This is a genomic window from Peribacillus sp. NPDC097675 (assembly GCF_050277655.1).
Classification (GTDB): domain Bacteria; phylum Bacillota; class Bacilli; order Bacillales; family DSM-1321; genus Peribacillus.
Map to the genome: position 1 here is coordinate 187777 of NZ_JBNNSK010000006.1, position 26267 is coordinate 214043.

At 39.3% G+C, this 26267-nt stretch carries 24 protein-coding genes; 3 read left to right on the forward strand and 21 right to left on the reverse strand.

Going from position 1 to position 26267, the window contains the following annotated elements; translation table 11 throughout:
* Nucleotides 1-8: 8 nt before the first annotated feature.
* The 8 genes from ACQKL5_RS10980 to ACQKL5_RS11015 form a co-directional block, all read right to left on the reverse strand.
* Nucleotides 9-425: a Zn-ribbon domain-containing OB-fold protein gene (locus ACQKL5_RS10980; protein WP_427608705.1), complete on the reverse strand. Its 417-nt coding sequence runs from the start codon at nucleotides 423-425 to the stop codon at nucleotides 9-11.
* Between the two features lie 11 nt (nucleotides 426-436).
* Nucleotides 437-1600 carry a thiolase C-terminal domain-containing protein gene (locus tag ACQKL5_RS10985; RefSeq protein ID WP_427608707.1) on the reverse strand — a complete coding sequence of 388 codons (1164 nt, stop codon included), beginning with the start codon at nucleotides 1598-1600 and terminating at the stop codon, nucleotides 437-439.
* A gap of 36 nt (nucleotides 1601-1636) precedes the next feature.
* The gene (locus tag ACQKL5_RS10990) at nucleotides 1637-2053 is read right to left on the reverse strand and encodes a MaoC/PaaZ C-terminal domain-containing protein (RefSeq protein WP_427608708.1); all 417 of its coding nucleotides are present in this window, start codon (nucleotides 2051-2053) and stop codon (nucleotides 1637-1639) included.
* A gap of 84 nt (nucleotides 2054-2137) precedes the next feature.
* Entirely contained in the window at nucleotides 2138-2596 is a 459-nt protein-coding gene (locus tag ACQKL5_RS10995; protein ID WP_427608709.1) for a MaoC family dehydratase N-terminal domain-containing protein, read from the reverse strand.
* A 6-nt stretch (nucleotides 2597-2602) separates the two neighbouring features.
* Nucleotides 2603-4795, reverse strand: coding sequence for an acetate--CoA ligase family protein (locus tag ACQKL5_RS11000; protein ID WP_427608711.1), 2193 nt, complete (start codon nucleotides 4793-4795; stop codon nucleotides 2603-2605).
* A gap of 333 nt (nucleotides 4796-5128) precedes the next feature.
* A complete protein-coding gene (locus ACQKL5_RS11005; RefSeq protein ID WP_427608713.1) occupies nucleotides 5129-7201 on the reverse strand; it encodes a helix-turn-helix domain-containing protein in 2073 nt (690 codons plus the stop codon).
* Between the two features lie 309 nt (nucleotides 7202-7510).
* Nucleotides 7511-8458 (reverse strand): MBL fold metallo-hydrolase, encoded by a 948-nt coding sequence (locus ACQKL5_RS11010; protein ID WP_427608715.1) that lies wholly within the window; start codon nucleotides 8456-8458, stop codon nucleotides 7511-7513.
* Nucleotides 8459-8522: 64 nt separating this feature from the next.
* On the reverse strand, nucleotides 8523-9275 hold the full coding sequence (locus tag ACQKL5_RS11015; protein WP_427608717.1) for an SDR family NAD(P)-dependent oxidoreductase: 753 nt from the start codon (nucleotides 9273-9275) through the stop codon (nucleotides 8523-8525).
* 147 nt (nucleotides 9276-9422) lie between these two features.
* Here ACQKL5_RS11015 and ACQKL5_RS11020 point away from each other — a divergent pair, with 147 nt between their 5' ends.
* Nucleotides 9423-10997 (forward strand): amidohydrolase, encoded by a 1575-nt coding sequence (locus ACQKL5_RS11020; RefSeq protein ID WP_427608718.1) that lies wholly within the window; start codon nucleotides 9423-9425, stop codon nucleotides 10995-10997.
* 132 nt (nucleotides 10998-11129) lie between these two features.
* The gene (locus ACQKL5_RS11025; RefSeq protein WP_427608719.1) at nucleotides 11130-11897 is read left to right on the forward strand and encodes an IclR family transcriptional regulator; all 768 of its coding nucleotides are present in this window, start codon (nucleotides 11130-11132) and stop codon (nucleotides 11895-11897) included.
* Between the two features lie 37 nt (nucleotides 11898-11934).
* Here ACQKL5_RS11025 and ACQKL5_RS11030 read toward each other — a convergent pair whose 3' ends face one another.
* The 13 genes from ACQKL5_RS11030 to ACQKL5_RS11090 form a co-directional block, all read right to left on the reverse strand.
* Nucleotides 11935-12663, reverse strand: coding sequence for an enoyl-CoA hydratase/isomerase family protein (locus tag ACQKL5_RS11030; RefSeq protein ID WP_427608720.1), 729 nt, complete (start codon nucleotides 12661-12663; stop codon nucleotides 11935-11937).
* A 37-nt stretch (nucleotides 12664-12700) separates the two neighbouring features.
* Nucleotides 12701-13480 carry an enoyl-CoA hydratase/isomerase family protein gene (locus ACQKL5_RS11035; RefSeq protein ID WP_427608722.1) on the reverse strand — a complete coding sequence of 260 codons (780 nt, stop codon included), beginning with the start codon at nucleotides 13478-13480 and terminating at the stop codon, nucleotides 12701-12703.
* Nucleotides 13481-13576: 96 nt separating this feature from the next.
* Nucleotides 13577-15463, reverse strand: coding sequence for a CoA transferase (locus tag ACQKL5_RS11040; protein ID WP_427608723.1), 1887 nt, complete (start codon nucleotides 15461-15463; stop codon nucleotides 13577-13579).
* A gap of 96 nt (nucleotides 15464-15559) precedes the next feature.
* Nucleotides 15560-15703: a hypothetical protein gene (locus ACQKL5_RS11045; RefSeq protein WP_427608724.1), complete on the reverse strand. Its 144-nt coding sequence runs from the start codon at nucleotides 15701-15703 to the stop codon at nucleotides 15560-15562.
* 207 nt (nucleotides 15704-15910) lie between these two features.
* Nucleotides 15911-17146, reverse strand: a complete 1236-nt coding sequence (locus ACQKL5_RS11050; RefSeq protein WP_427608726.1) for a CaiB/BaiF CoA transferase family protein — start codon at nucleotides 17144-17146, stop codon at nucleotides 15911-15913.
* 35 nt (nucleotides 17147-17181) lie between these two features.
* On the reverse strand, nucleotides 17182-18384 hold the full coding sequence (locus ACQKL5_RS11055; RefSeq protein ID WP_427608727.1) for a CaiB/BaiF CoA transferase family protein: 1203 nt from the start codon (nucleotides 18382-18384) through the stop codon (nucleotides 17182-17184).
* A gap of 103 nt (nucleotides 18385-18487) precedes the next feature.
* Nucleotides 18488-19660: an acyl-CoA dehydrogenase family protein gene (locus ACQKL5_RS11060; protein WP_427608729.1), complete on the reverse strand. Its 1173-nt coding sequence runs from the start codon at nucleotides 19658-19660 to the stop codon at nucleotides 18488-18490.
* 18 nt (nucleotides 19661-19678) lie between these two features.
* Nucleotides 19679-20101, reverse strand: a complete 423-nt coding sequence (locus ACQKL5_RS11065; protein WP_427608730.1) for a Zn-ribbon domain-containing OB-fold protein — start codon at nucleotides 20099-20101, stop codon at nucleotides 19679-19681.
* A 7-nt stretch (nucleotides 20102-20108) separates the two neighbouring features.
* On the reverse strand, nucleotides 20109-21275 hold the full coding sequence (locus tag ACQKL5_RS11070; protein WP_427608731.1) for a thiolase C-terminal domain-containing protein: 1167 nt from the start codon (nucleotides 21273-21275) through the stop codon (nucleotides 20109-20111).
* Between the two features lie 5 nt (nucleotides 21276-21280).
* Nucleotides 21281-21733: a hypothetical protein gene (locus ACQKL5_RS11075; protein ID WP_427608732.1), complete on the reverse strand. Its 453-nt coding sequence runs from the start codon at nucleotides 21731-21733 to the stop codon at nucleotides 21281-21283.
* Nucleotides 21724-22260, reverse strand: a complete 537-nt coding sequence (locus ACQKL5_RS11080) for an FAS1-like dehydratase domain-containing protein (protein ID WP_427608733.1) — start codon at nucleotides 22258-22260, stop codon at nucleotides 21724-21726. Before ACQKL5_RS11080 ends, ACQKL5_RS11075 begins: the two co-directional genes overlap by 10 nt.
* 57 nt (nucleotides 22261-22317) lie before the next feature.
* Nucleotides 22318-23481 carry an acyl-CoA dehydrogenase family protein gene (locus ACQKL5_RS11085; RefSeq protein ID WP_427608734.1) on the reverse strand — a complete coding sequence of 388 codons (1164 nt, stop codon included), beginning with the start codon at nucleotides 23479-23481 and terminating at the stop codon, nucleotides 22318-22320.
* A gap of 82 nt (nucleotides 23482-23563) precedes the next feature.
* Entirely contained in the window at nucleotides 23564-25132 is a 1569-nt protein-coding gene (locus ACQKL5_RS11090; protein ID WP_427608735.1) for a class I adenylate-forming enzyme family protein, read from the reverse strand.
* A gap of 261 nt (nucleotides 25133-25393) precedes the next feature.
* On the opposite strand from ACQKL5_RS11090, the gene ACQKL5_RS11095 reads away from it, so the two are divergent.
* Nucleotides 25394-25993, forward strand: a complete 600-nt coding sequence (locus ACQKL5_RS11095) for a TetR/AcrR family transcriptional regulator (RefSeq protein ID WP_427608736.1) — start codon at nucleotides 25394-25396, stop codon at nucleotides 25991-25993.
* Nucleotides 25994-26267 lie beyond the last annotated feature (274 nt).

Below are 26267 nucleotides of genomic sequence, written 5' to 3' on the forward strand. Positions count from 1 at the left end.
TTGAACATCTATACTTGAATCCATTGTGGCAATGAACGTTCTTCCGTCATTTCCTTCCAGATCATCTTGACCGGCATTCCTATTTGAACCTCTTCAGTTGGACACTGTAGAATATTCCCGGTCAATTTGACATTAGGTAATTTATCTAGTTCAACAATCGCAATGATGAGTGGTAAATCATCTTGGAATCCAGGCAGAAAAGGACGATAGGAAATGATATATGAATAAACTTTCCCTTTTATGTCACTGCCTTGACTTTCCCAACTTAATTCCGTACTCCCACATTTGGCACAGCTTGGCCCAGGCGGATGCGCATACTCATGGCAACTATTGCACTTTTGGAGAATTAGTTCATGACGATCTGCCCCATCCCAATATGGGGTATTATCTTGGGTTTTTACTGGAATTGGTTTTTGGTATTCCATCTTTTTCCCTCCTAGTTTCTAAGAATCATAGCGCCGGCGATATCTGGACCTGCCCAGCCAGTACAAATACCTATTTCACAATCTTCTACCTGGCGATCTGTCCCTTTATATTCATGGCGGACTTGTCGAACAATTTCCAAAACGTTATTCATGCCATGTGTATAGCCTTCCGATAACATTCCTCCTGCAGTATTCGATGGTAATTTACCTCCCATACGTAAGTTTCCTTCTGCTACAAAATTCCCCACTTCACCTCGTGGAGCGAACCCGTAGGCCTCCAATTGTCGAAGGACTACCCAGCTATAACAATCATAAATGGAAGCAACCTGAATATCTTCAGGTGTCACGCCAGCCATCTTATACACTTCCGGGGCAACATAGTCAGCTGCCACTTCATCTAGATTGTTCCAATAATGTGCGTGTGACACACACTGTCTCGCAGATAACCCCATGATGTAAACTGGTTTAGATTTTCCACTCTTAGCTCGCTCTGCTGAAGTGACAATGATCGCATTTGCTTCATCAGATTCCATACAAAAATCGTGCTTATTAAACGGATAGCTTAAATATGGTGTATTTTTATATTCTTCCATCGTTAAAGGCTTTCCATAAAAAAATGCTTTAGGGTTTCTTTGGGCATGCTCATAGAAACTAGTACAAACATGTCCTAGATGTTCCTGTGTCAACCCGGTTTCATGCATATGACGAGTGGCAAAAAGTCCGAACCATTGAGAGGGGCTGCCCGCTCCGTAAGGTATGATAAAGCTGCCCCCTTCGATAGCCGATTGGAGCAAATTCACATCCCAGCCGCCTCCGCCCATGCGGACACCAGATCGCCCATTCATGGAACGGTAAATTAAAACTGTATTTACTTGCCCTGTTTCAATGAGACCAACAGCATCGGCGATCAACATCTCCGTACTGCTACCTCCACCCATGATATCCTTCACATATTTCGGACGAACCCCTAAATACGTGGCTAACTGATGTGATGTACAAGAATCATTTTCTGAATAGCTCATGAAGCCATCAATGTCCTTCGCTTGAAGACCAGCATCATTCAATGCAGCTCGTGCGGCATCCAATGCCAGATGTAAGGGCGTTGTTCCAGAATTCCTGGATCGTTCACTTTCCCCAACTCCGACAATGGCATAGCGATCTTTTATACTTCCCATAAAAAAGCCTCCCTTTTGTTTGCTACAAACTGCTCCCTATTGAAATTGCAAGACCACTTGACCTGATCCCACAACATGTTCTGGTTCTTTTTCTGCAATAAGATCCAGTTTAACAAAGCGTTTCCCCTCTTCTTCATACACGTTATTCACAAATGCTGAACAGGTAATTTGGTCTCCTGGCATAGTCATAGCACCGAATCTCATTTTAAAGTTAGATGGCACTGCTATGTCTCCTGCCAAGTTCATTACATACTCCCCAAGAAAACCCATGACCAGCATTCCGTGGGCAATCACCCCTTGCATTCCCACTTTTTTAGCAAAGTCATCATCTGTATGAAGCGGATTGAAATCACCTGAAGCACCTGCATATTTGACTAATTGCACTTTTGTTACACTTGGCTTGGTGAGTGACTTAAGTCTTTGTCCTTCTTTTAAGCCTTCATAATTCAGCATTTCCTTTTCCTCCCTCATCGGAACTCTTCCTTTTGCCAGAACGACTGGTTAACGACTACTCATTAAAAACCATTTATACCTCACTTAAACTGTAGAAGATTTTGCTTTTAAGGGCCTATAGATAATATTCGTCCGGCTTATCACAACCAACTGACCCGATTCATCTTTGATTTCTGTGTCGAGAACCACGAACTGCATCGGCCCTTTTTTACCTTCACGTTCATACACATCAGAGACCTTCATCTGGCAATATAGTCTATCCCCAGGACGAATCGGGCGTTCATAGATGAATTCCTGTTCACCATGTAGCATTCTTCTTTGATCAAGATTTAGCTCTAGGCTCTCTCCACTATCTTGGCCTATGGCTATCGGAAAAGTGGGAGGTGCAATAATACCTCCATATATCGTTTTGGCAGCATATTCTTCATCCACATATAAAGGATTGGAATCACCTATCGCCTCTGCAAATTGACGTATATGCCTTTTTTCGACTTCAAATACAAACTGATTTCCGGTTAAACCCTTTAAATAATCCAATTCCATAGTTTGCTACCCCCTAATCGTTGTTTTCAATTCTGATTCGTTACCGATAACAAGCATCGCATCCGCTGCTTTAATTCCATTTCCATAAACTATTAAAGGATTTATATCAAGTTCCTTGATGAAATCTTTATGATCTATAACCAAGGCGGAAACCTTTAGTAACACATCAATGATGGACTCGATATCAACCGGTTCTTTTCCCCTAGCACCTTTAAGAATGGCTTTTCCCTTAATTTCTTCAATCATTTCATGGGCATCTTTTCTGGAAAGTGGCGCAACTCTGAGCGATACATCTTTGAAGACCTCTACAAATATCCCTCCAAGACCAAACATGATAACAGGTCCAAAAACCGGATCATTATTAGCCCCTATGATTACTTCCACGCCATTCGGAAGCATCTCCTGTACGGAAATTCCATTAATTCTAGCGTCTGGTTTATATTTCAGGGCATTACGGGTTATTTCATCGAAAGCTTCTACAACTTCCTCTTCGCCCTTGACATTCAATCGAATGGCATCTGCCTCCGTTTTATGCGGAATATCAGGGGAGTCCACTTTCAAGACGACCGGATATCCCATATTTGTTGCATAATTTGACGCTTCTTCAGCAGTAGTGGCTAAAGTTCTCTTTGTAGTTGGAATTTGATAATGATCCAATATAGTGGTTGCTTCTGATTCACTCAATGTCATTCCAGCAGGTAATAGTGCTTCTATATCTTGCTTCTCTATCAACTTAGGAATTTCAAGCTGTTCAAATGCATGTAACTCCTTATTCTTTCGATAATATTCACTGTATTCGACTAATTTAGCAAACCCCCTAATAGGATTTAAATTACCGGGCACAACGGGAATTCCATTTTTAACAAGCTCTTCCATACCTTGAGGAATAGACATTCCTTCTAGCGGAAAAGAGGTAATGAATATGAATTTATTTGAATCCTTACAAAGATCTATGAACTCTTTCAACAATGGATGATTGGCATCCCAATAATTAGGGAATTCAGTAAAAATAATATTATCCACTTCAGGATCTTCAATAAGGGCCCTTAATGGAGCGATAAATAATTCCGGATTGGAAACAGCGGCAGCAGCTGTTAGATCTACCGGGTTGGAAGCGCTTGCAAAAGTGGGGATGTTAGACATAATTTTTTCCTTTGTTCTTTCACTTAGAGGGAGGATAGTAAGTCCATATTCTTCACAACGGTCTGCTTCGTTTATTCCCCTACCACCGGAACTAGTGATGATTACCGTATTTCTACCGCTTGGTAATTTATTAGAGAGAAAAAGCTTCGAAAAAGAAATGATATCCTCATAATCATCAGCCCTTACAATGCCTGATTGCTTGAAAAATGCGTCATATATCTTATCCGATCCAGCGAGAGAACCAGTATGCGAGGCGGCAGCTCTACTTCCAGCAATACTGCGACCTGTTTTCATGACAATGATCGGTTTATTCTTGTCTAATGCTTGCTTAGCTAAATCTCTTAATTTTTCTGGTTTTTTTGCTCCTTCTAAGTATCCACTGATTATACTTATCTTTGGATCATGAACCATATATTCCACTACGTCGGCAAACTCGGTTTCCATTTCATTTCCCACACTTACAAAATAATTAAAACTAAGATCATTCTGGGCCGCTGCCATATAGGTTAATACTCCAAACGCCCCGCTCTGTGAGACATATCCAACACCTCTTTGACCATCTAAAGGAACGGATAGAATTGCTGGTGAAAACGTTCCGATTAATCCGTTAGACAAATTGACTAAACCAACACAGTTAGGGCCAATTATTCGGATACCATTCTTCCTAGCAATCTCAGTGATAACCTTTTGTTTTTCAATTCCTTCTTTACCAGTTTCAGAAAAACCGGCAGAAAAAATGATTGCAGCTTTAACATTCTTTTTTCCACATTCCTCTAAACCTTGCTGAACTTGCTCAGCACTTAAACAAAAGATAGCCAAGTCAATATCATTTGGAACATCCGATAAGGATGGATAACACTTTAAGCCTTCGATTTCTTTTGCTTTAGGATTGATAGGATAAATCTCACCGATATATTTCCCATCTAAAAGAGTTTTCACTTGTAAATTGCCGATTTTGAATTTTGTTGCCGAAGCACCAAGTATAGCTACTGACCTAGGATTAAATAAAGGATCGAGCGATTGATTTGAAAGATTTAATTGCTTTTCATTAATCATAAATTCTCCCCCCAACCTCGTAATGTATAAAGTATTTCTCTGTTTTTATCTTACATGTTGAGAAAAAATGACAAGAAAATTAACTATTACTAAATTCATATAAACATTAGGCGGATAATTTTTTTATACAGGTTAGCAAACCTTTGATACACCAGGGGCTTCAAGATCTCTCAAAAAAATTCATGTTCTTTATAACCCCGACATCCCTTATCGATAGCCCCGACAACTGAACAAGATAAACGCATAACCTTTTTTTGAAGGAAAATAAAAAAGGGAACCCCACTAAAGAGACTCCCAATAAAAAATCTTTATCATTTACAAGCTTCTTAACATCTATTTTTCATGGTTTGTTTCATGACTTTCCAACCATTTAAGCATTTTCATCCGAATTTTATTGGATGGGATTTTTATTCCTCGCTCAATATTACTCACATAAGGAGCGGATACTTCCAGTTCTTCTGCCAATTGAAATAAAGTAAGATTAAGATTTTTTCTTGTCATTCTTATGAGCTCACCTAATTGTTCATTTTTCTTTTGGTTAGTAAGATTAAGTTGCCCATGTTTGCTTTCTATTTGGACTTTTTGTTTTTTCTCGATTGAACGGTACTGATCCTTAATAATTTCAGGGGGTTCTATTAATATCATAGAATTTAACCAAATATTTGCCCAACCCTTAAAATCAGCAATAGATTCGTCCCACTTTTCGTAGTGCCATGATGCTATCACGCCATCTTCAAGTAATATGTCCAGAGCCTTTTCAAAACGCTCCCTAGTGCGCGATGGTGTACGGGTATTCAGCTTTTCACCGATTGCTTCCAATAGCGTACTTGTTTTATTCGGTTGTAAGAAGGTTCCTTTTCTAGCTTGTGTCCTCCAACGCCAACTTAAATATCTTGTAAGTCGTTTCTCCCAAAGCTGTTTATAGGGATTATATTGCAACGCTTTAATTGAAAGAAGTGCAACTTGCCTTCCAGAACCATTCAAGAATTTAGCAAAAACTTCATCAATTGTAAACGTTATCTTTTTTTTGCATGTTTTTTCGGAAATAGAGTATTCTTCACCCATATGGTTTTTAAAAATAAATGTACGTCCTTGTAACATTGTATGGACAGGTTTCCCTTTTTCATAAACGATGGATTTATGGATGTTAATCCATATGCTTTGAATATTTGTAAGCGATTTCAAAATTTGTTCTCGTTGTTTTGCTTCATATCCACCTCTTCGTCCGTCTCCACCAAGTTTAGGTTTTAACCCTCTAATGGAAAGTAATTCATTCAAATGGATTTCTATGATATCTTCATTATGCCTGGCCTTAGATAAAAAAAGGCTACAAAGAGCATCGAATACATCCACATCTGCATCCGACAATAACTGTACTTGGTTCCATGCTTCCTCGACTAGACTCTGATTGATATGTAGGGAGTGATTGGCCTTAGGTATAATTTGTATAAAGCCTTCCGTGTTGCCTCTTAAGATAGGAGTTGATGGCCAGGGGGTCTTTCCGACTTTTTGAAAGTTTTTTTTATAAATGGCGTCTCTGACAGATTGATACGGAGCATTATTCATCACCAGTAGATGATCTTGGATAGTAAAGCTTGAAGAGAAATCCCTGATATTAGTTAATAATAAATCAGCTGTAGGACAAAAATCTTTTTTAAAACAAAGAATTTCCTCTATTTTTTCCGTAGAGCAAGATTCTAAATTGAAATGAATGATGATTAATTTAACCCATTCTTGTACATAACCATTTACTAGATATATTAATTTCGATACAAAACCAGTGTCTTTAGCGAAATTATTAGTAAGATGTTGATAGAATATATTATTCAGTTCTTCATCATCAAGACTTTCCACCTCATTAAAACCTATTAAATTGACTATTTCTTCAAGAATCCATTCTTTTATTTGAAGCCTAAACCAGCTGTAGAAATCATTCCAAACAGACTCCTTAGCCAGAAAAGTATCTTTTTTTAATTTATTTTCCATTTGATAAATGGCATCTTCAATTAATTGTTTATCATTTAAAAAAGTGTCACTTTTTGAAGCGATTTTTTCATACCTACTTATAAGGTGAAATACAATATTTTGGGCCATTTGAGAAATGGTTTCATTTCGAGCGGTAACCCTTAACTTGAAAAACAGTTCTTCGTTTTCCTTGTAAGACTCTTCCCAAATAACAAAAGATGTACTCAACCCCTCTTTAAACATTTGAAAACCGGTCAAACCTTTTAGCTTATGTAGCTTGAAAGTTTTATTAAAATCATAATATTGGTTGCTTGGTTCATAAATGCAAAGTACCAAAAAGTCCTTGATTTTATTTGACCAGGGAAAATGAGACATAGTACCATTCGATTGGCTATATGTTTCCATTGTTAGGTTTTCCATACCGTGTATATTTTTCTGCATGAAGACCTCCTAGTTTACTTAAGCCGCTATCTACTACTATATGATTTTCAAGAAGATATATAACATGTAGTCATACCAAAAATCCTAAATATATCTATTCCTTTATATTCTATATACATAGACTTTTTCCTTCATTCATTTGAACGATTTAACTTACACCTGAGGCCACTACGACATTTTAACAATGATGTATTAACGGGGAGGTTGCAAAACTAGTGAGAAATCATACTGTGGAAACTCTTACTTAGTTAAACAAAAACTATGTAAGAGTTTCTGTTTATTCCGGAGTATCTATTACAGTAGATCATTTTAATTTTGATAGAAGTATACCCTTCCACCATGTTTTTCCATCTTTATATTCCCTATAGACTCTAAGTAAACTAAATTTGTAATAGTTTGGATTAACGCAGATATAGAGCGATGAAGGGAAAGTTCCTTACCATATATAAGTTGAGACACCTGATAGGCGCTACTTCCTTGTTCAAGGATTGATTCATATGCCTGTTTCCATCTCTTCTGGTAATGTATCTTCATATCTTCAATTCGTCTTGATAAGTTTGTTATTGACTCACCATGTCCAGTAAGTACAAATTGGGTAGGGTAGTTCTTGATTTTATCAAGGGAGTGGATATAATTCTTTAACGGATTATCTCCAACGCTTTGGGACATAACAATTGGATTAATATCATTCAGAATATGATCGCCTGCTAAGAGAATGCCATATTGTTGATTATAAAAGCAAAAATGATCGGGAGAATGCCCTGGGGTCCATATGGTTTCAAAGATGCTATCCCCAAGTATAATTTCTTCATGATCTTCAAAGAGATGATTGGGTTCAAAATCATAGGATTCCATCCTATTAAATTCATTATCCTGATTAGTGGTAATAGGTAACCCATGTAAATACAATAAGGATGAGTGTGAATTAGATGATTTTTCATCCTGGAAGGATGCCCTTATCCTTAGCATCTCTTCATAACTTTTTGCTGACATCCATACTGGCATATTGAATCGCTTTTGAAACCAGCCAGCTAAACCAACATGGTCAGGATGACAATGAGTCAATACCAACTTTTCTACAGGAGTGTCTTCAGAAAGCACTTTAGTCCATAATATTTTGGCTTCCTCCGTGTAATCCCCAGTATCAACTATTGTAAAACCATTTTCTCCTTTTATTAAATAGCAATTAACATGCCCCATATCATAGGGAATGGGTACTTTTAATTGATAAATTTGGTCAGACACCTTATTAATCATTCATGAACTCCTTTCAATTGACAATAGTGGTTTTATAACAAAGTTATTTATTTCTACTTAATGGTTACCTAACCTTGACCGTACCACCATCTACCATAAGAGTTTGCCCTGTTATATAATCAGCATCGCTACTTGCAAGAAACACTGCAGTTCTGCCAATATCATTCTCACAATCACCCAGCCGTCTTAGTGGAATGGTCGCTATCATCTTGTTATAAGAGTTGATATTATTTTCATGCCAATGTTCAATTCCGGGTGAATTTGCTAAAGGGGAAATTATATTGACATTGATACCATATCTTCCCCATTCATTAGCTGCAACTCGAGAAATGGCACGAATAGCCTCTTTAGCTGCCGCATATGACGTTTGTTTGCTTAGTCCTTCAAGCCCTGCTCCAGAAGCAAAATTAATGATTTTCCCTTTAGATTCTTTTAAATAGGGCAAGGCTTCTCTCATCAAAATATATGTTGGCCAAAATCCCGAATTAAAAGATAAATCCATTATTTCCTCAGTCGTATCTTCAAAACTTACATTTTTTGAAGCATGGGCATTATTTACCAATATATCCAATTTACCAAAATATTCTATTGTTTTCTCTACTAAGTTAGATAAAACGGCTCTGTCTGTTAAATCTGCTTGAATATATTTCGCCTCACACCCTAATTCTAATAATTCGCTTTCTGTATCTTTTCCTTTTTGTTCATTTAAACCCACAAACAAGATAGATGCTCCTTCTTTTGCAAAAGCATGACAAATTCCTCGCCCAATACCTGATGATCCACCTGTCACTAACGCCACTTTGTCTTTTAATCTCACGAACCTCAACTCCTATAGTTCTATATATTAATATTATTTTTGCTAGAAATACTTTCTTAAAGATAGCCTTATTATTTTCTAAAATATGGTATATTAATGTAATCAAGTTTCTTTTATAACATAATAAAAGGACGGAGGTTCTGATTTATGTCGCAAAAGGTGCCAGCCGACTTAATAATTGAAAATGTTTCGGTAATTACTATGGATCCACTTTGTCCTTATGCAAAGGGAGTTGTCATATCAAATGGCAAGATACTAGAACTCATCAGACACGATGACAATAGCTATTGGCCAATAGCACCTGGTGGTGAACGAGTCGATGGAGATGGAATGACAGTTTTACCGGGACTGATTGATGCCCATTGCCATTTGCGTGCTCAGATAAGCCAAGTTCTCTCCGTTCCTTGTGGTCGAGAAGATGTATCAAACATCGAAGATATCATTTTAACCATTCGGAAACGTTCTAATTCTCTTCCCGAAGGATCGTGGGTACGCGCAACTGGATATGATTTTTTTCACCAAACAGATAAACGGTATCCTACACGATGGGACTTAGATAAAGCTACTTCTAATCATCCCATCCGATTACGCCATGTGACCAGGCATGCTTCCATACTAAATAGTAAGGCTCTCGAACTAGCAGGAATCGGGACGGAACCTTCTGAACCAGTAGGTATCACTGTGGAACGAGATTCTGATACGAAAACTCCCACTGGTCTTATTTATGGTGGAGACACTTGGTTATCCCAAGATGTGATTCCTCCTATCACTTCCAAAGAACTGCAGTTCGGGGCAAAGAATTTACAAACCAAACTTCTTAGTAAAGGGATAACGGCGGTACAAGATGCTACTCCGACAAATAGTATATTTGACTTGAAATTCTGGTCTAGCCAAATGGAAAGTGATTGGGTAATAGCGATTCAAATGATGACGGAGATGAAGAATTACGATTGTATGGCGCATTTCCTTGAAAAGAATAAAGTGCTTGGATCTTACAATGCATTGGAAATGGGACCAATCAAGGTCGTAATGGAATCTCTGCCAGAACTATATCCAGACACCCTTGAACTCTCACGACTGGCCGTCGAAGCCACTCTTCGTGGTGTGCCCTTGGCCATACACGTTGTAAATCCCGAAATGGTTTGGTCTGCTCTAGAGGCAATTCGCCATGCGGCAGAGCTATATCCTCAAGAAAAAATCCAACATAGACTCGAGCACTTAAGTCTTTGTCCTGAAGCTTTTTTACCGGATATTTCAGAATTAGGTATAATCGTAGTAACAAATCCAAGCCTGGTTCATGACCATGGCGACCGATATCTCTCCGAGGTGGAGAGTTCAGAATATAGTTGGCTATACAGAATGAATAGCCTACTTTCAAATGGAATCCCAATGGCTGCTGGTTCGGATGCCCCGGTCGCTACTTTTAATCCTTGGATTGGTATTCAAACCGCATGCACCCGCGCTACCTCATCAGGGAAACAATTAGGGATCAGTGAAAAGATTCGCCGTTGGCAAGCACTAGAATTGTATACGACTGGAGCTGCCATGGCAGCTGGTTGGCAGAAAGAAAGGGGAATGATACGCCCAGGTTTTCAGGCCGACTTAATAGCATTAGATCAAAATCCGCTTACTTGCAAGGTTGAGAGTTTAAGTGACATACATACCCTTTGCACTTGGATACGAGGGAAATTAGTTTATAACAGCTGTGATATAGAAAATTAAACCCTAATTATCAGTTTGTCACAATATTTAGACTATAGTATGATTGAACTACCTTTTGACTTATAAAAATATTTAAGACCAGTTACATACTAGTCCAAGAGAATAAGACAGAATAGATTAATGGAGGAATACATGTCTTCTAATAAGACCATACATCGATTAAGTACAGTAGATAATGCAATATCACTTCTCACTTTGTTTCTTAAATATGATTCAATAGGACTCGTAGACGTGGAAAGGGAAACTGGTATCAGTAAAACCGCTGCTTTCCGTTTGGCTGCCACTATGGCAGATCGAGGATTTTTGGTCAAGGATTCAAAAACAAAGCGTTATTATCCAGGCCCTATCCTCTTTCAATTAATTCGAAAATTTCAAGTGAATGATATTATTACCATTTCACAGCCATTCATTCAAGAGCTGGCTACACATACGACTGAGTCCATTTATCTATCTATTCGGTCAGGAAATAAGAACATATTCTTATCAGGTGTCGATAGTTCCCATCCCATGAAGGTTACGATTCCCTTAGGTGATGAAATGGAATTATATTATAGCGCAACTGGTAAACTACTTATGGCTTACATGTCACCGGCTGATATTGATAACTATTTCAAAAGGACCTTTTTACATAATTCCACACCTGAAACTACTGTGGATTTCGAACAATTGAAAACTGAATTGACAAAAATCCGAAACGCAGGTTACTCCACTAGTTTTGGAGAATACGATTCTGAAACTGCAGGTATAGTTGCCCCCATTTGGGGACTGGCTGATGAACCTGCAGCCACAATAGGAATATATTTACCTATGACACGCATCACACCTGATAGACGAGACGAAATGATCAATCTAGTTTTAAATACTGCAAACAAGATTTCCATGGAATTTGGGAAGCACTAATCAATAAACACAAGTAGGAGATCTATGTATTAATCTCCTACTTGTGTTTATTCCAGGTATGCGCTATAAGTACTTTTTCCCTTGCCAATCCTTCAGCTAATGACATATCCAAACCATTAGTAACTAAGGACTTAATTACCCTTGATGAATTTGCATTATGCTCAACAACTTTCCGCATATAGTCTACAGTGAACTGTATTAATTCATCTCTAGGCACAATACGGCTAATCATTTTCATCCGGTATCCTTCTTCTGCCGTAATTCGTTGACCACCCAAAGCAAAATCCATAGCTAACCCTTGATGTACCAGTCTAGGAAGGCTCTGGGTTCCTCCTGCTGCAGGTATCATCCCCAGTTGCGCTTCAGGTAAAGCCAATTTTGTACCAGGGGCTGCAAAACGAAAATCACAAAGCATAGCCATTTCTAATCCTGATCCTACTGAAAATCCATGCAAGGCCGCTGCAATTGGCTTTGTCATACGACGAATTTCCTCCCATAAATCTCTTTGTAGCCTAACTTGCCGTTTTTTTAATACAGGAGGATAGGTACCAAATTCAGTTAGATCTGCACCCGAACAAAACCCCTTTCCCGCTCCGCATAATACAGCTGCCTCAATAGTCGGGTCATCACGAATAACCATGATTATTTCGTATAATTGGTCCCTCATTGCAACGTTGAATGCATTTAAACGATCAGGACGATTTAATGTAATTAATGCTATGGGTCCCTCTTTTTCTAAACGGACTACTGAATCGTATGATTCCATAAGTCACCCCTTTTAGGAATTTCACTTTTGATTTTAATCATTCTCCTTTAAATTGAAGCGGGCGCTTTTCTAGAAAAGCATGAACCCCTTCCATTCGGTCATGGCTTGTTTGGAGCAACATATAAATGTCAAGTTCCAGGCGGAGTGCTTGTTCCAATGGCAATTCACTCCCTCTTAAGAGACATTCCTTTGTGAATTGCATCGACAGAGTGGAGAGTTTGGCTAGCCGTTGGGCCTCTCTACATGCATCTTCCCACAAAGAGATACTACTTATTACTTTGTTTACTAGACCAAGTGTTAGTGCTTGAGATGCTGTTATCCCTTCTCCGCCAAGCAACATAGACATTGCTGGACCTTTACCGATCAAGCGCGGCAAACGTTGAGTAATGCCTCCAGCTGGAACGAGTCCCCAAGTTGACTCTGGAACCGAAAAAAAAGCAGTATCGGTGGCATACCTGATATCCGCAACACATGCCAAACTCAAACCAATGGAAGAACATTGACCATCTAGAGCGACAATGATTGGGTAGGGTATACGCGCCCACTCTTCAATTGCTGCACTTGCTAGAGTAACAGTAGCATATGATTCATCTTCCGGAATCACAGTCGCTGATGAATGGTTTAAGCCCATCGAAAAGTCTGAACCACTGGAACCGAGAACAATAACTTTAATGTCATTCATTTCTATAATTTCACGCGCAATGCTTTTTAATTCCTGTGACATCTGTGAATTAAATTGATTCTGCTTTTCTGGGTCATTCAGTAACACGTACAAGATTTGTTCTTCGATCCAGACCTTAAGATATTGATATTTCAAAGTTTCAACCTCCTCCAAATAAATGCGCTACCATGTAACATCTACAACCAATAAAATTCCCATGTAACACCGTTCACTCATTTCATGTTTTTGAAATTACTTAATAAGATGACCGTACACTTCACTGGCATGCGAATTAAATTCTGGAGGCGGACACTTAGGAGCTTCCCAACCTATGCTCTCCCAAGGTAAACCAAGTACAGGATCTCCACCAGGTAAAGAAAAAGGGATTATCTGACCTGAATTAACTATATCTATCATACTTTTCACACTAACAGGATTTTTCTGCTGGGCCGGAATATCCCCATCAATCAAATAATCAGCAGTAAACTGACACGCCACCTCATATTGAGAAAGATCTATCTGCATTCCAGTACATTCGTTTTCCTTCCTTATTAGGGAAGTAACAAGAGCAAAAGCACCATGAATACCTGCTCCCATATCCGTCAAGGAAAATCCGGGGAGAAAAGGAATTTTATTAGGATAAGAAGTAATTGATGCCAGCCCAGACATTGATTCTAGGGTAGGGCCATATCCTACGAAATCTCGATACGGACCTGTCTGGCCAAAAGCAGAAAGTGAAACAATCGCTAAGTCAGGTTTATATTTCCATAATTTCTCCCTTGTTAACCCAAAGTTGGTCATAACGCGTGGGCTGAAGTTTTCTATGAGGATATCGCTTGTGGTCACTAAATCTAGAAATGTTCGATAATCTGACTCTAATCGTAAATCCAATTGAATTCCAGTCTTATTTCGATTAAGTTCTCTAAAAAACGGGGACGATGCACCTTTATTTGACCGAATGCCATCCGGACGGTGGGGTGCCTCGATTTTAATAACCTCCACACCCAGATCTGCAAACAATCGCGTGCAATATGGGCCAGACCACATTCCTGTTAAATCCAATATTCTTATATCTTTCCAAGATGATTTCTTTATAGAATTACCACCCTCGCCTTTCATTTGTGTGTGATTGGAGTTGATTTTCCAAGGTAGATTAATCTTCTTTGAATCCGACCAAAATTGACGGGCGGCCAGCTGAGTACAGTTTTTCACATCTTCTAGAGTTTGGACTTTAGCAAAAGGCATACGAAATGTCTGTCCTGTAACGAACAATTCCTCCTGTGTCATTGTGCAAGTCCACTTCGCTAAAGAATTTTCCAAACCATCACAATCTGCCATTCTCACTTTTGCATCCGACCATTCTGCACGATGTGATAATCCCGCCCAATTCTCTAACAATTCCCACTTCTCATCAACTGGGGCTCCCACAAAGACCCAACCATTAGCTGCGGGCAGGATAGCCATTGGGGATAATGAATGGTGCCGATTCCCTGATTTACTTCTAGATACCCCTGTTGAAATATAATTAGAATAAACGCCTTCTAGAGCACTAACGGCAATAGAGAGCGCTTGCACCTTAACCAAGCGTTCACGACCTGTCCACGTTTTCTCCAAAAAGGCAAGCAGTCCAGCCGTTGCAGCATGGGCTCCAACCAGATAAGAGGCAGGATAACCTCCAATTGCCAAAGGAGGCCCAGATGGTTCACCAGTTAAATCCATCCATCCTCCCAAGGCTTGAAGACCATGCTCTTCATCATTCTCAATACCTTTTGGAAAATCTATTCGAACAACAATACTACGGAATTCTGAATCAGATAGAAAGGTAGTTAATCTTTGGTCCAACGTATTACATCCATGACTATCCCACAATATGATATCCCATGATTCGCAAAGAAGCCGATTCAATATTATCTCACGGTCTCTAAAATCCTTGGCCTGTAAAACCTTTTTTTCGGTATCCCGGAAAGAAGAAATTACTTGTGATTTCATCGACAACTTGGTTACTTGTGCCCCACTCATTGCAAGCATCCGGCCTGCGTATCCACCAGAAGGACCTTCTGCAAGTTCAAGAATCCGAATTCCGGTCAAGAGCTCGTTTTCTAATTTATGCAACATTGCCATTACACGCCTTTCTTCCATTCCAATATCAGATCTTAGTTTCCACTTACTTTTTCACCTTATTTACCCACTTGGATTTTTGGTTTTCCTTTTTATCTTGTTAGTATTCAAGGCTTTTTAATCAGCTGTGGGTAAGGCAACTGGTTTTTTCATTTCCATATTTTTATTGCAACATTGAACAGTACCTTCTCCTGCCTTTATACATAGGATCTCAACTCCACATTGCTTACATTCCATCCTTTTACCAAGTTGATTTGCCACTGATACTCACCCCTACTTAATATATTATTTGTATTTTCATACTATATTAGTTTATTTGCTTTCCAGGGTTTTCCCACAACATTTCATTTCTGCAGGTGCTGCCTTAATTACGATAAATTCACTTTGGCATGTTAAACAAACATATTTGCTACCAATTTTAAGTGACAAATTCTCCGCCTCCTGCTTTTACTCGTTTCGGTACTATTCTCATTTAATTTTTTTTCTAGCAGTTAATGGCATATCCCCTATGATATCATTCTCTTTCAATGAAACGATACGTTCTTCTGTTAATTCCAAAATACCCTTTAACACGTACTCATTATGTTGTCCTAGTGTTGGGGCCGGAGTCTGATGTTCAAGGCGTTGTTCTGAAAATTTAACTGGCCATGTCGGAAAATCTTGTGTACCCGTGAATTCCCGGCTAACCGTTTGAAACATATCTTTTAGGTAAGGCGCTTCGGCTATCTCGTCTACATGTAGTACAGGACCAGCACTCACTCCCGATTTTTGTAGAACATTTGTTATTTCTTCATTTTTTAATTCCTTTGTCCAGTTTTCCACCAATTGATCCAATTCTGATTGGTGTTCGCACCTTCCATCCATAGTCTGAAAACGGGTATCAGTTGTCCAAGAAGGGTTTCCTATGACATTACAGAACCTTTGCCACTCGTCTTCTGTAGTGACAGCAAGCGCCACCCATGTATCATCCCCTTTGCTACGGTATATTCCGTGTGGTGACATATTCGGTTGTCGATTCCCCATACGTCCCCAATTACGTCCATTCATGGAGAAATCCGCTATTGGCTGACCCATTAAGTTAGCACATCCCTCAACTTGCGCAACTTCCACTGATTGCCCCTTACCTGTTCTTGCTTTGTACTCCAATGCAGCTAAAAGGGCATTAGAAGCATGGAAACCCGAGATTACGTCAGCTACACCTGCTACAACCATGGGATTATCGTCACGGTAACCATTCACTTGAGCGATACCAGACAATATTTCAAAAGTGAAAGCGAAGCCTGGTTGGTCTCGATAAGGTCCAGTTTTACCGTATGCAGGCATAGACATCATAATGATTTGTGGGTTGACTTCACAAAGGGTTTCATAGGAGAGACCGAAATTCTCCATGACACGTGGTGTAAAGTTTTCAATCACCACATCGCTTTTAGTGACTAGATCTTTGAACAACGCAATCCCCTCAGGGTCATTTAAATTAAGTGTGATGCCCACTTTATTCATATTTGCACCATTAAACTGAGGCCCTAACTCCCACCAATTTTCTCCTGGAGTAGACATGGAATACCTGAATCCATCTGGGAGCTGTACCGATTCAATTTTAATCACTTCTGCGCCCAATGCACCAAGATACGAGGTGCAGATTGGACCCGACCACCACATGGTCAAGTCTAATATTCGAACTCCTTCCAAAGGTAAGGATGACATAGATTCAATTCCTCCTTTTATCCAACATGATTGACTTAAATTACTCCTTCTTTGTCCAGCAGTTGGAGTTCCTCTTCTGTAAACCCTAATATTTCACCATAGAAATATGCATTATCTTCTCCTAATAATGGAGCTGGTTTTCTTATTTCCCATGGAGTTTCAGACAAGCGGTAAGGTGCCCCTGGCTGGACCACCTCACCCATGATAGGATGATTGACGGAAACAAAGAATTCACGCTCTTTATATTGTGGAAAATCAAGCATCTCACCAAATGTCGGAATGGCAGTGATAGGCACTCTCCATTCAATACCTAGTTTGAAGATTTCTTCCTTTGTATGTTCCATTAGCCATTTATCTACTCTTTCGCGAAAATCGTCCCTATGTTCAATTCGATTGAATAATTCCATGAACCTGGGATCTTCAACCCAATCATACATTTCCGTCATATAACAAAAATCTTGCCACTGCTTTCCTGTCAGGATGCTAATGCCAATATATCCATCCTTACATTTTTCGATGCTTGGTAGTGAAACATATCGCTTTGTGAAAATGGACGGACTACTTGGAAAGGAATTTTGGACGGTACGATAGGGCGTTTGTAGTACTCCGCATTCTGTAATTGAAACATCTACATGTTTACCTTTGTTGCCATTTCGTCTACCGGCAATTGCTGCGAGTGTTGACATACTTGCAATTGCCCCTGAAATGTACTCCATCATCCTTAATGCCCCTCCAGCCCTAAGTGGTTCTCTTGATTCATCTCCAATTTGATATGCAAATCCACTCATTGCCTGTGTTATAAGTTCCGTGGCCTTAAAATCACGATAAACTCCTTGCTGGCCGAAATTTGAAATAGATGTCATAACTAGGTTTGGATTTATTTCCTTAAGTACATCGTAACTTAATCCCAAACTTGGCATGACCCTGGGACTGAAATTTTCCACCAAAACATCAGCATCTCTAACTAGATTTTTAATAATTTCCACTCCACGTTCACTTTTCAAATCCAATGTGATTCCTATTTTATTGTTGTTAAGGTAGCCGAATAATCCACTTGCATCAAGGTTGGGTTCATCATTAGGAAAAGGTCCTTCTTTTCTTGAGGGGTCACCTTTTCCAGGTTGTTCAATCTTTATAACTTCGGCACCTAAGTCTGCCAACATTTTAGTACAATATGGTCCCGCGATGTTTCTTGATAAGTCTATAACTTTGAGGCCAGAAAGGGCTTGCTCCCCCATATATTTCACACCCTTCATCTTCATAGGAAAATATTATTAATTCACAGCTCTAGTTTACAACTAGAGCTGTACATCATTTATTCATCATTTACCTTAAACATTTTCATTTAAGGAATTGCAGTGAAGCATCGGCAACTGATTTTTTTGAAAGAGATTGACCGATCCTCTTCAAATGTATGGGAGCCGGTCCAAGATTCAATTGCATACTTTTAAAACGGCGGAAACAGAATTGTAACGGATAGTCCATGTCAAGTCCTACACCACCGTGTAATTGATGAGCCCCCACCAAAACATCTTGGCCTTTCATACCCAGCCATGTCTTGGCGATGGATACTTCTCTTTCTGCAGACACACCTTTTTCAAATTTCCATATAGCTTGATAGGCAGCTAACCTTCCTCCCTCAACCATTGTATACATATCCGCCAACCGGTGTTGCACTGATTGAAAACTGCCGATTGTCCGTCCAAATTGCATACGCTCTTTCACATAATCTCTAGTCACTTCCAATGCCCTTCGGAGTACACCAGCCATTTCAATGCATTGAAGAGCAGTTGCCATCTGTAATGTTTTTTGTGTGATGGTCCATCCGTTGTCTACTTCACCAAGGATATCTCCAGCTGAGACATTCGCTTCCTGAAGGTCAACTTCAAATAATCGATCAGATCCAATGGATGGTAATTGGGAAGTTTGAACTCCTGATTGGTTTCCTTTAACTAGAAAGAGACTTAACCCTTCACTACTAACGTCGGAACTCTTTATCGTTCGGGCTAGAGTAAGCAGGTAATCAGCAGAATCTGCAAATGGAACAAACAATTTTGACCCAGAAAGACTATATTCTCCTCCACTCTTGTCTGCGAAGGAAGTTATATGTTTAAGATCGTAATGAGCTTGTGGCTCCGATAAAGCACTTGTGAATATAAGCTCTCCACTAGCGATTTTAGGTAACAAATCACGTTTTTGTGCTTCTGTACCATGATTAATAAGGGGAAGCACCCCATAAGAGATAGTTGATAAAAATGGGGCCGGCAGGCAAGCATACCCTGCTTCTTCTATGACAATGGCCAAATCCATTAAATTACCACCAGCTCCACCATACTCTTCTGGGATTATTAATCCTAGTAGGCCCAAATCGGCCATTTCCTTATAAAGAGATAATGAATAACCCTTATTATTCTCTTCAAACTCCTTTAGCATAGATACCGTACATTTCTCTTTGAAGAATTTTTGCGCTGTGCTTTTGAACACCTCTTGAACTTCACTTAAAGCAAAATCCATAAAATCTCACCTCTTTTATCATGTATTTTGGCGTTTAAACTTGGGTAATACAAGATCATCGGAAATTTGTTCAATCACTACTTCTACAGGCATACCTATATAAATCTCCTCAGGCTCACAATCTACCATATTAGAAACGATGCGGACCCCTTCCTCTAATTCAACAAGGATACATTCATAAGGAACTTCAAAAGCGGGGTGAACAGGTCGGTGGTAAACGACGTAGCTGTAAATAGTCCCTTTTCCACTTGAAGGTACCCACTCCATATCGAATTTTTTACAGTTGTAACAAATTGGTCTAGGTGGATGCATATAAAGTTGACAGCGCTTACATCTTTGGATGTGAAGTTCTTTTTTTTCAAGGAGGATGGACCAAAACTCTTTTGTATCCTCACTCATCATAGGTTTAGGGATTTCGTATTCCGTATTGTAGCGAACCATTTACTCATTACCTCCTTTTTAAAATGAGACCACTTGAAGGAACACCTGGACCGCTTGTCACCAAGGTAAGCTCCGCATCCTCTACTTGTGTGGTTGAAGTTCCCCGAATCTGGCGTACACCTTCCGTGATTAGATTCATACCATGAAGGTAGCCTTCGGACATAAGACCGCCAGCTGTATTGATGGGAAGCTCGCCTCCGAGTCTAATTCGGTCGCCACCTTCACAAAATCCTACTCCTTCTCCAGCTCCTACAAAGCCAAGGGCCTCTAATTGCATAGGAACTAAAGGGCTGAAAGCATCATAAAATTGAGCTACATCGATATCTTTCGGAGTTACACCAGCCATCTTAAACAAGTCTTTTCCATATTGCGCTATTTCAGGAAACTCCGCTATATCAGGACGATAGAAACTAGTCATGACTTCCCCGTTAGTTGAAGTGCCTTGAATTGCACCAGAAATATAGGCTGGACGCTGCTTCAAGTGTTTTGCCCGTTCAGCTGTTGTAACTATTACGGCAACGGCTCCATCTGTACTTAAACAGCAATCATGTCGGCGTAAAGGGGCTACATTCATTGGTGAATCGAGGTATTCTTCCATGGTTAAAGTACGGTCATAGAACATTGCATGTGGATTACGATTCGCATGTTCGCGGTTAACCAATGCAATAGAACCGAATTGTCCATCCTTTATCCCATATTTATGGATATAACGCTGAGCAAACATACCATCCCAAGAAACGGGGGTTAATAGTCCGTATGGGTGATACATTCCCATATACACATCAGTAGAGACTCTTGAAGATTCAAAATCACCAAATTTTATCCCTGAAGCATCCCTAATCGATCGTACACATACCACATAATTTGCTAAACCCGCCGAAACTGCGGCAACAGCATGTGCAACTGTTCCACAACTTCCACCGCCGCCATAAGGGGTTTTACTAAAAAAGCTTAGGTTCGGTATCCTTAATGCTCGTACGATTTCAACCTGTTCAGCAGCAGTATCTAGGGTATAATTGACCATTCCATCAATATCTTCAACCTTGAGCCCAGCATCCTCGACTGCATCTAAAATAGCTTCTAAAGCCATGTGAAGTTCACTTCGACCGCAGTTACGGCTAAATTCTGTAGCTCCAATCCCAACTATCGCAGTTTTATCAGATACATTCTCCACAGATATTACCTCCTCACATGGTCTAAATTTAAAGCTAGTACAGCAGTGCCTACGGCATGATTCCCCAGCTTATTTTTACCGTTAAACTCTACTTCTACTAAATTCTCATTATCAGATTCATATTTTTTGATAATGCGGCCACTAATGGACATCACATCACCGGGATAATTGGGAACAGCAAGTCTGACTGTAATTTTCTTAAGTTCCCCGGTTGGACCGCACCAATCCGTCAAGTACTTTCCGATTAGTCCATTAGTAGTAAGGATATTCATAAATACATCGTCAGCACCTGCTTTACGTGCCGCTTTATAATCATGATGTACGTCTGTATAATCGTGCGTTGCGGAAATCGCTCCTGCAACTACTAATGCCGCGGTAATCTCCCTTTGTTGTACAGGTAACTCATAGCCAATCTCAACTTCATTCCAACTAATTGCTGATGAACTTGTTATAGACATTCATTTTCCTCCTTATGTTTAGAAATAGCATTATAAACTAAAATAGTGAAAGTCTGTTTGCATACTAATTCGTCACGTTGGTTGACGAATGTATAAAGAAAGGTAACAAAATAACCTGGTCCACGGACCGTTTGCTTTTCGGCTGATACTTTATCCACTGAAACGGTGTAGGATATTCGGTCTCCTAACATAATCGGTTCAAAATATTCTTGACTCTGTTCAGTTGCAACGATAGACGTATATCCTTCCTTTTCCAGTAAAGCAATTAAAAGTTCTTGCGAATGCGGATCCCGCTTGGCTTCTGGCCAGAGTGGATTCATCGTAAAAACTTGCACTTGCATTGGAGGAGCAATGATACCTTCGAATTTTGTTTTTGAAGCATAATCTTCATCCAAATATAACGGGTTTGTATCCTGCATCACTTCACACCAATGTCGAATCATTGGTTTACAAACCTCATCTGGTCCCTCAATTTTTTCAGAATATACACCCACAAATTCGTTTATCATATCTTCAGTCAAAGGCATCTTTTATTTCCTCCTTATTTGTCTTTATGATTCTATATCATTCTTTTATCACTCACGTCACGTTCGAGGCAATCCTAAACCGAATCTTGCAACAAGATCACGCATGGAGTCGTTTGCACCTCCGCCAAAAAGAAAAACGACATGCTTTTTAGCATAGGACTCAGCTTTTCCATCTAAAACAGCATAACTTGAACCTGTTTCTAACTGGCCAAACATTCCCATGATTTGCATGCATGTATCATATACTTTCTGGTTGAGCTCTGCTGCGAACACTTTGTTCATAGATGGTCGAAAAGTTGCGTTCTTTTCATTGGAATGAGACCATGCAGCCCGGTAATTAAGTAATCTAAGAACCTCTATTTCTACGGTTAGTTCAGCAAGGCGTTCACTTACCCACGGATTGTCAATGATGCGTATTCCATCTATCATGTTATCACTTGCCCATTCAGTCGTTTCCTCAATCATTCGTTCCATCTTTGAATAGGTTGACAGCATAAGCCTTTCTAAGGAAAGCTGTGTTGTGATATATTGCCACCCTTTGTTTTCCTCCCCGACAAGAGCCTCTAGAGGAACCCGAACATTATCATAGTAAGTGACATTCGTTCTTTCACCCATCAGGTTCATTGGTGTCACGGAGAATCCGGGAGTATTTGTAGGTACTAAAAAAATCGATATGCCTTTATGTTTTGGAGCTTCAGGATCAGTACGGGCCGCTAACCAAATGTAATCAGCTATATGTGCATTAGTGGTGAAAACCTTTTGACCATTAATTACGTAAGAGTCTCCTTCTTTTACTGCTCTCGTCTCTAGGGATGCAAGGTCCGTCCCAGCTTGTGGTTCTGAATAACCAACTGCGATTTCGACTTCGCCTTTCAGAATCTTAGGTAAGAAATATTCTTTTTGTTCTTTTGTCCCGAGTTTCATCAGAGTCGGTCCAACCGTCTCGAGGGTAATAAATGGAATATTGACACCTGTTCGGTTAATTTCCTCCAAGAAAATATATTGTTCGAGAGGAGTCCTTCCTTGGCCACCATATTCAGCAGGCCACCCAATACCAAGCCATCCATCTTGACCTAGATTACGAATATATTGATGCCAGAGGGGACCCCCATCTGGATTCTCTTTTAGTTCATCCAATAGTTGAGGTGTTATTTGATTGTCTAAATATGAGCGGATTTCCTGTTTTAGTTGATCTTGTTCATCGGTTAAGTCGAAACGCATAACGATCACCTCTTTACAATTTTTCACAACATTAAGTTCTAGAAATCGAGTAATCTTAGAATGGATTATATGAGGGTGTTCCTTAGTTGATAGGATCGGTAATAAATTGTTCCCTTAAATTTCTTTTTAGGATTTTACCAGTTGATGTTCTGGGGAGTTCTTTTGCAAATGTAATTTTCGTTGGTCGTTTAAAGCTAGCTAAATGGTTCTTGCAATAAAGTATGAGTTCTTCAGTTGTGGGTGGAGATTCTGGATTGTTTGGGATGACAACTGCCATTATCTCTTCTCCCCATTCCAGACTGGGGATACCAATTACAGCGACATCAGCTACTTCAGGGTGATCAAAAAATACGTTCTCAATTTCAGAGGGGGAAATATTCTCACCACCACGAATAATCATATCTGAACTGCGTCCACTTAAGAACAGGTAGCCGTCTTCGTCTAACCACCCCATGTCTTTCGTATTGACCCATCCATCGACTAGTGTTTCACTTGAGGCATCAGGTCGTTTCCAGTACCCCTTCATTGTCCTTCCCGTTCGAACATAAACATGTCCGATTTTATTCACTTCCGCAGGCACACCCTCATCGTTTAAAATTTTTATATCCACTCCTGGTAAGGGTTTACCTACTGAGGAAAGCCGCCGTATCTTTTTATCAATTTCTTCCGCTGATCCACTGAGCTTATGATCTTCAGGGTTTAGTACACAGACTGTAGAAGTGGTCTCGGTCATTCCAAATGCATTCGCAAAATTAACACTTGGAGGGAATAAATCGATTGCACGTCTTATGACTGGATACGGCATGGGAGCAGCACCATAAGAAAGACTTTCAAGTGAACTTAGATCTGTCGTGGTGAAATCTGGATGATTCATTACCCAACTAAGCATAGTCGGTACTAAAAATGCTTGCGTAGCTTTTTCAGTCTCTACAGCATGAAGCCACTCACCAGCATCGAATTGCCTTAACAGAATCAAGCGTCGCCCCGTATATACCGCATTGCAAATACTAGTCGCACCAGCAACATGATAGCTCGGTACGGAAATGATAGTAGATCCTCTATCTGTTCCATCAGCTGCTTCAGAATGTCCCATTACATAAGTAGTTAACTGGCCATATGTAATCATGACCCCCTTTGGTCTACTTGTGGTGCCACTCGTATACAAAAGAATTGCCAATTCATGACTCTCCACATCTACAAACTCCAGTTTCGGGTGTGTCACACTGTTGATAATTTCTTCATAATTCAGTCCTATCCCCTGATCACCGTCAATACAAATTGTTGATTTAATTCCACTTGAAGGTAACAAGGGAGCAATTAATTTCGTATAACGACTTTCAATCAGAAGAACTTTAATACCTGCGTCAGTAATCATAAACTCCAACTCATCAGCTTTTGAACGATAATTAATGGGAACGATTACAGCTCCTAGTTGGAAACTAGCAAAAAAAGCCTCAATCATTTCAGGACTGCTAGTCGCAATGATACCAATTCGATCACCCCGCCCTACACCTAATGATTTTAAGGCTGAAGCTAGGCGGCCTGTGCGGTCAATTAATTGAGAGTAGGTTTCCCTTTTCTCCCCAAAACTTATAATTTCCTGCTCAGGTGCTATACTCGCGGCAATATTTAATAACAAATAAGCATTCAATCCTAGTCCTCCCTCACATTTTTTGTAACCGTTTTCTTTTTATTTTTACCTTATATTGCCATTGCATTAATAATAATATAAAATTGCTAAAATAGCAATTATATAAAAATTAAATATTCAGAAAACAAGACCGCTGAATTCATACTTTTTAACAGATAAGATGAAATGAAATGAAATAAATTAATTGATTATTACCATGTAATTTCATAAAATCCCTCAAAGAATTTTAGGTATAAAATATTTTTTAAAGAGGAGCTTGCTATGAAAAAAGTGGACCGTAGAATTAGACGAACAAGGCAATCATTAAAAGATGCTCTTATTTCATTGATTGAAGAAAAAGAACTATCAGCTATCAGCATTACTGATATTGTAAATAGATCTGATGTTAATCGATCTACCTTTTATGCTCATTTTCGAGACAAGGAGGAATTACTAACTTGTTTAATTAACGAACTCCTAGATGGCATGATTCATTGCATGCGTGAATCTTCCTTACAAAACCACACGAAGACAAATCCAGTATGTGGTACCTCCATTGAAATACTCCAGCTATTCATCTATATAGAAAAGCACTCCGCTTATTTTAAAACCTTGATGAATCATGAAAGGGTGCCACAGTTTATGATTCATATCTCTCAAACTATGTATAATTTTTACTTTAAGGAAATTAAGACTCTGGAATGTGAAGAACGACTTAATCAAGGTTTTTTGGCTACCTATCTCTCTTCGGTTCTAGCAGGGTTTATTTATCACTGGTTAGTCCAAACTGATATGAAGTATACGTCAACTTATATAGCACAAGAATATACGAAGATTCTTACCATGAAACTCTTGCCCCCTCAGTTTACCCACATTGAATAAATTAACTAATTCACTCAACAAAGTTAACGGAAAATTAAGCTTATTTTGTTGTGTAATTTGAACTTATTAGAAAGTCCCCCTTTTTTTATTGTTTTTTCAACATTTCCATTATTTTTGATGATTGATAATCCTTACACGAACGGACTATAATCCATGTAATGAGCTAGTGAACTTTTATTTTTGTGATGAAGAAGTTCCTTTTTATTTGTAAGCGTTTACATCAAGGGTTTTACTTAAGCAATATGTAATTTTACTATATTAAAATTGGGGGAAT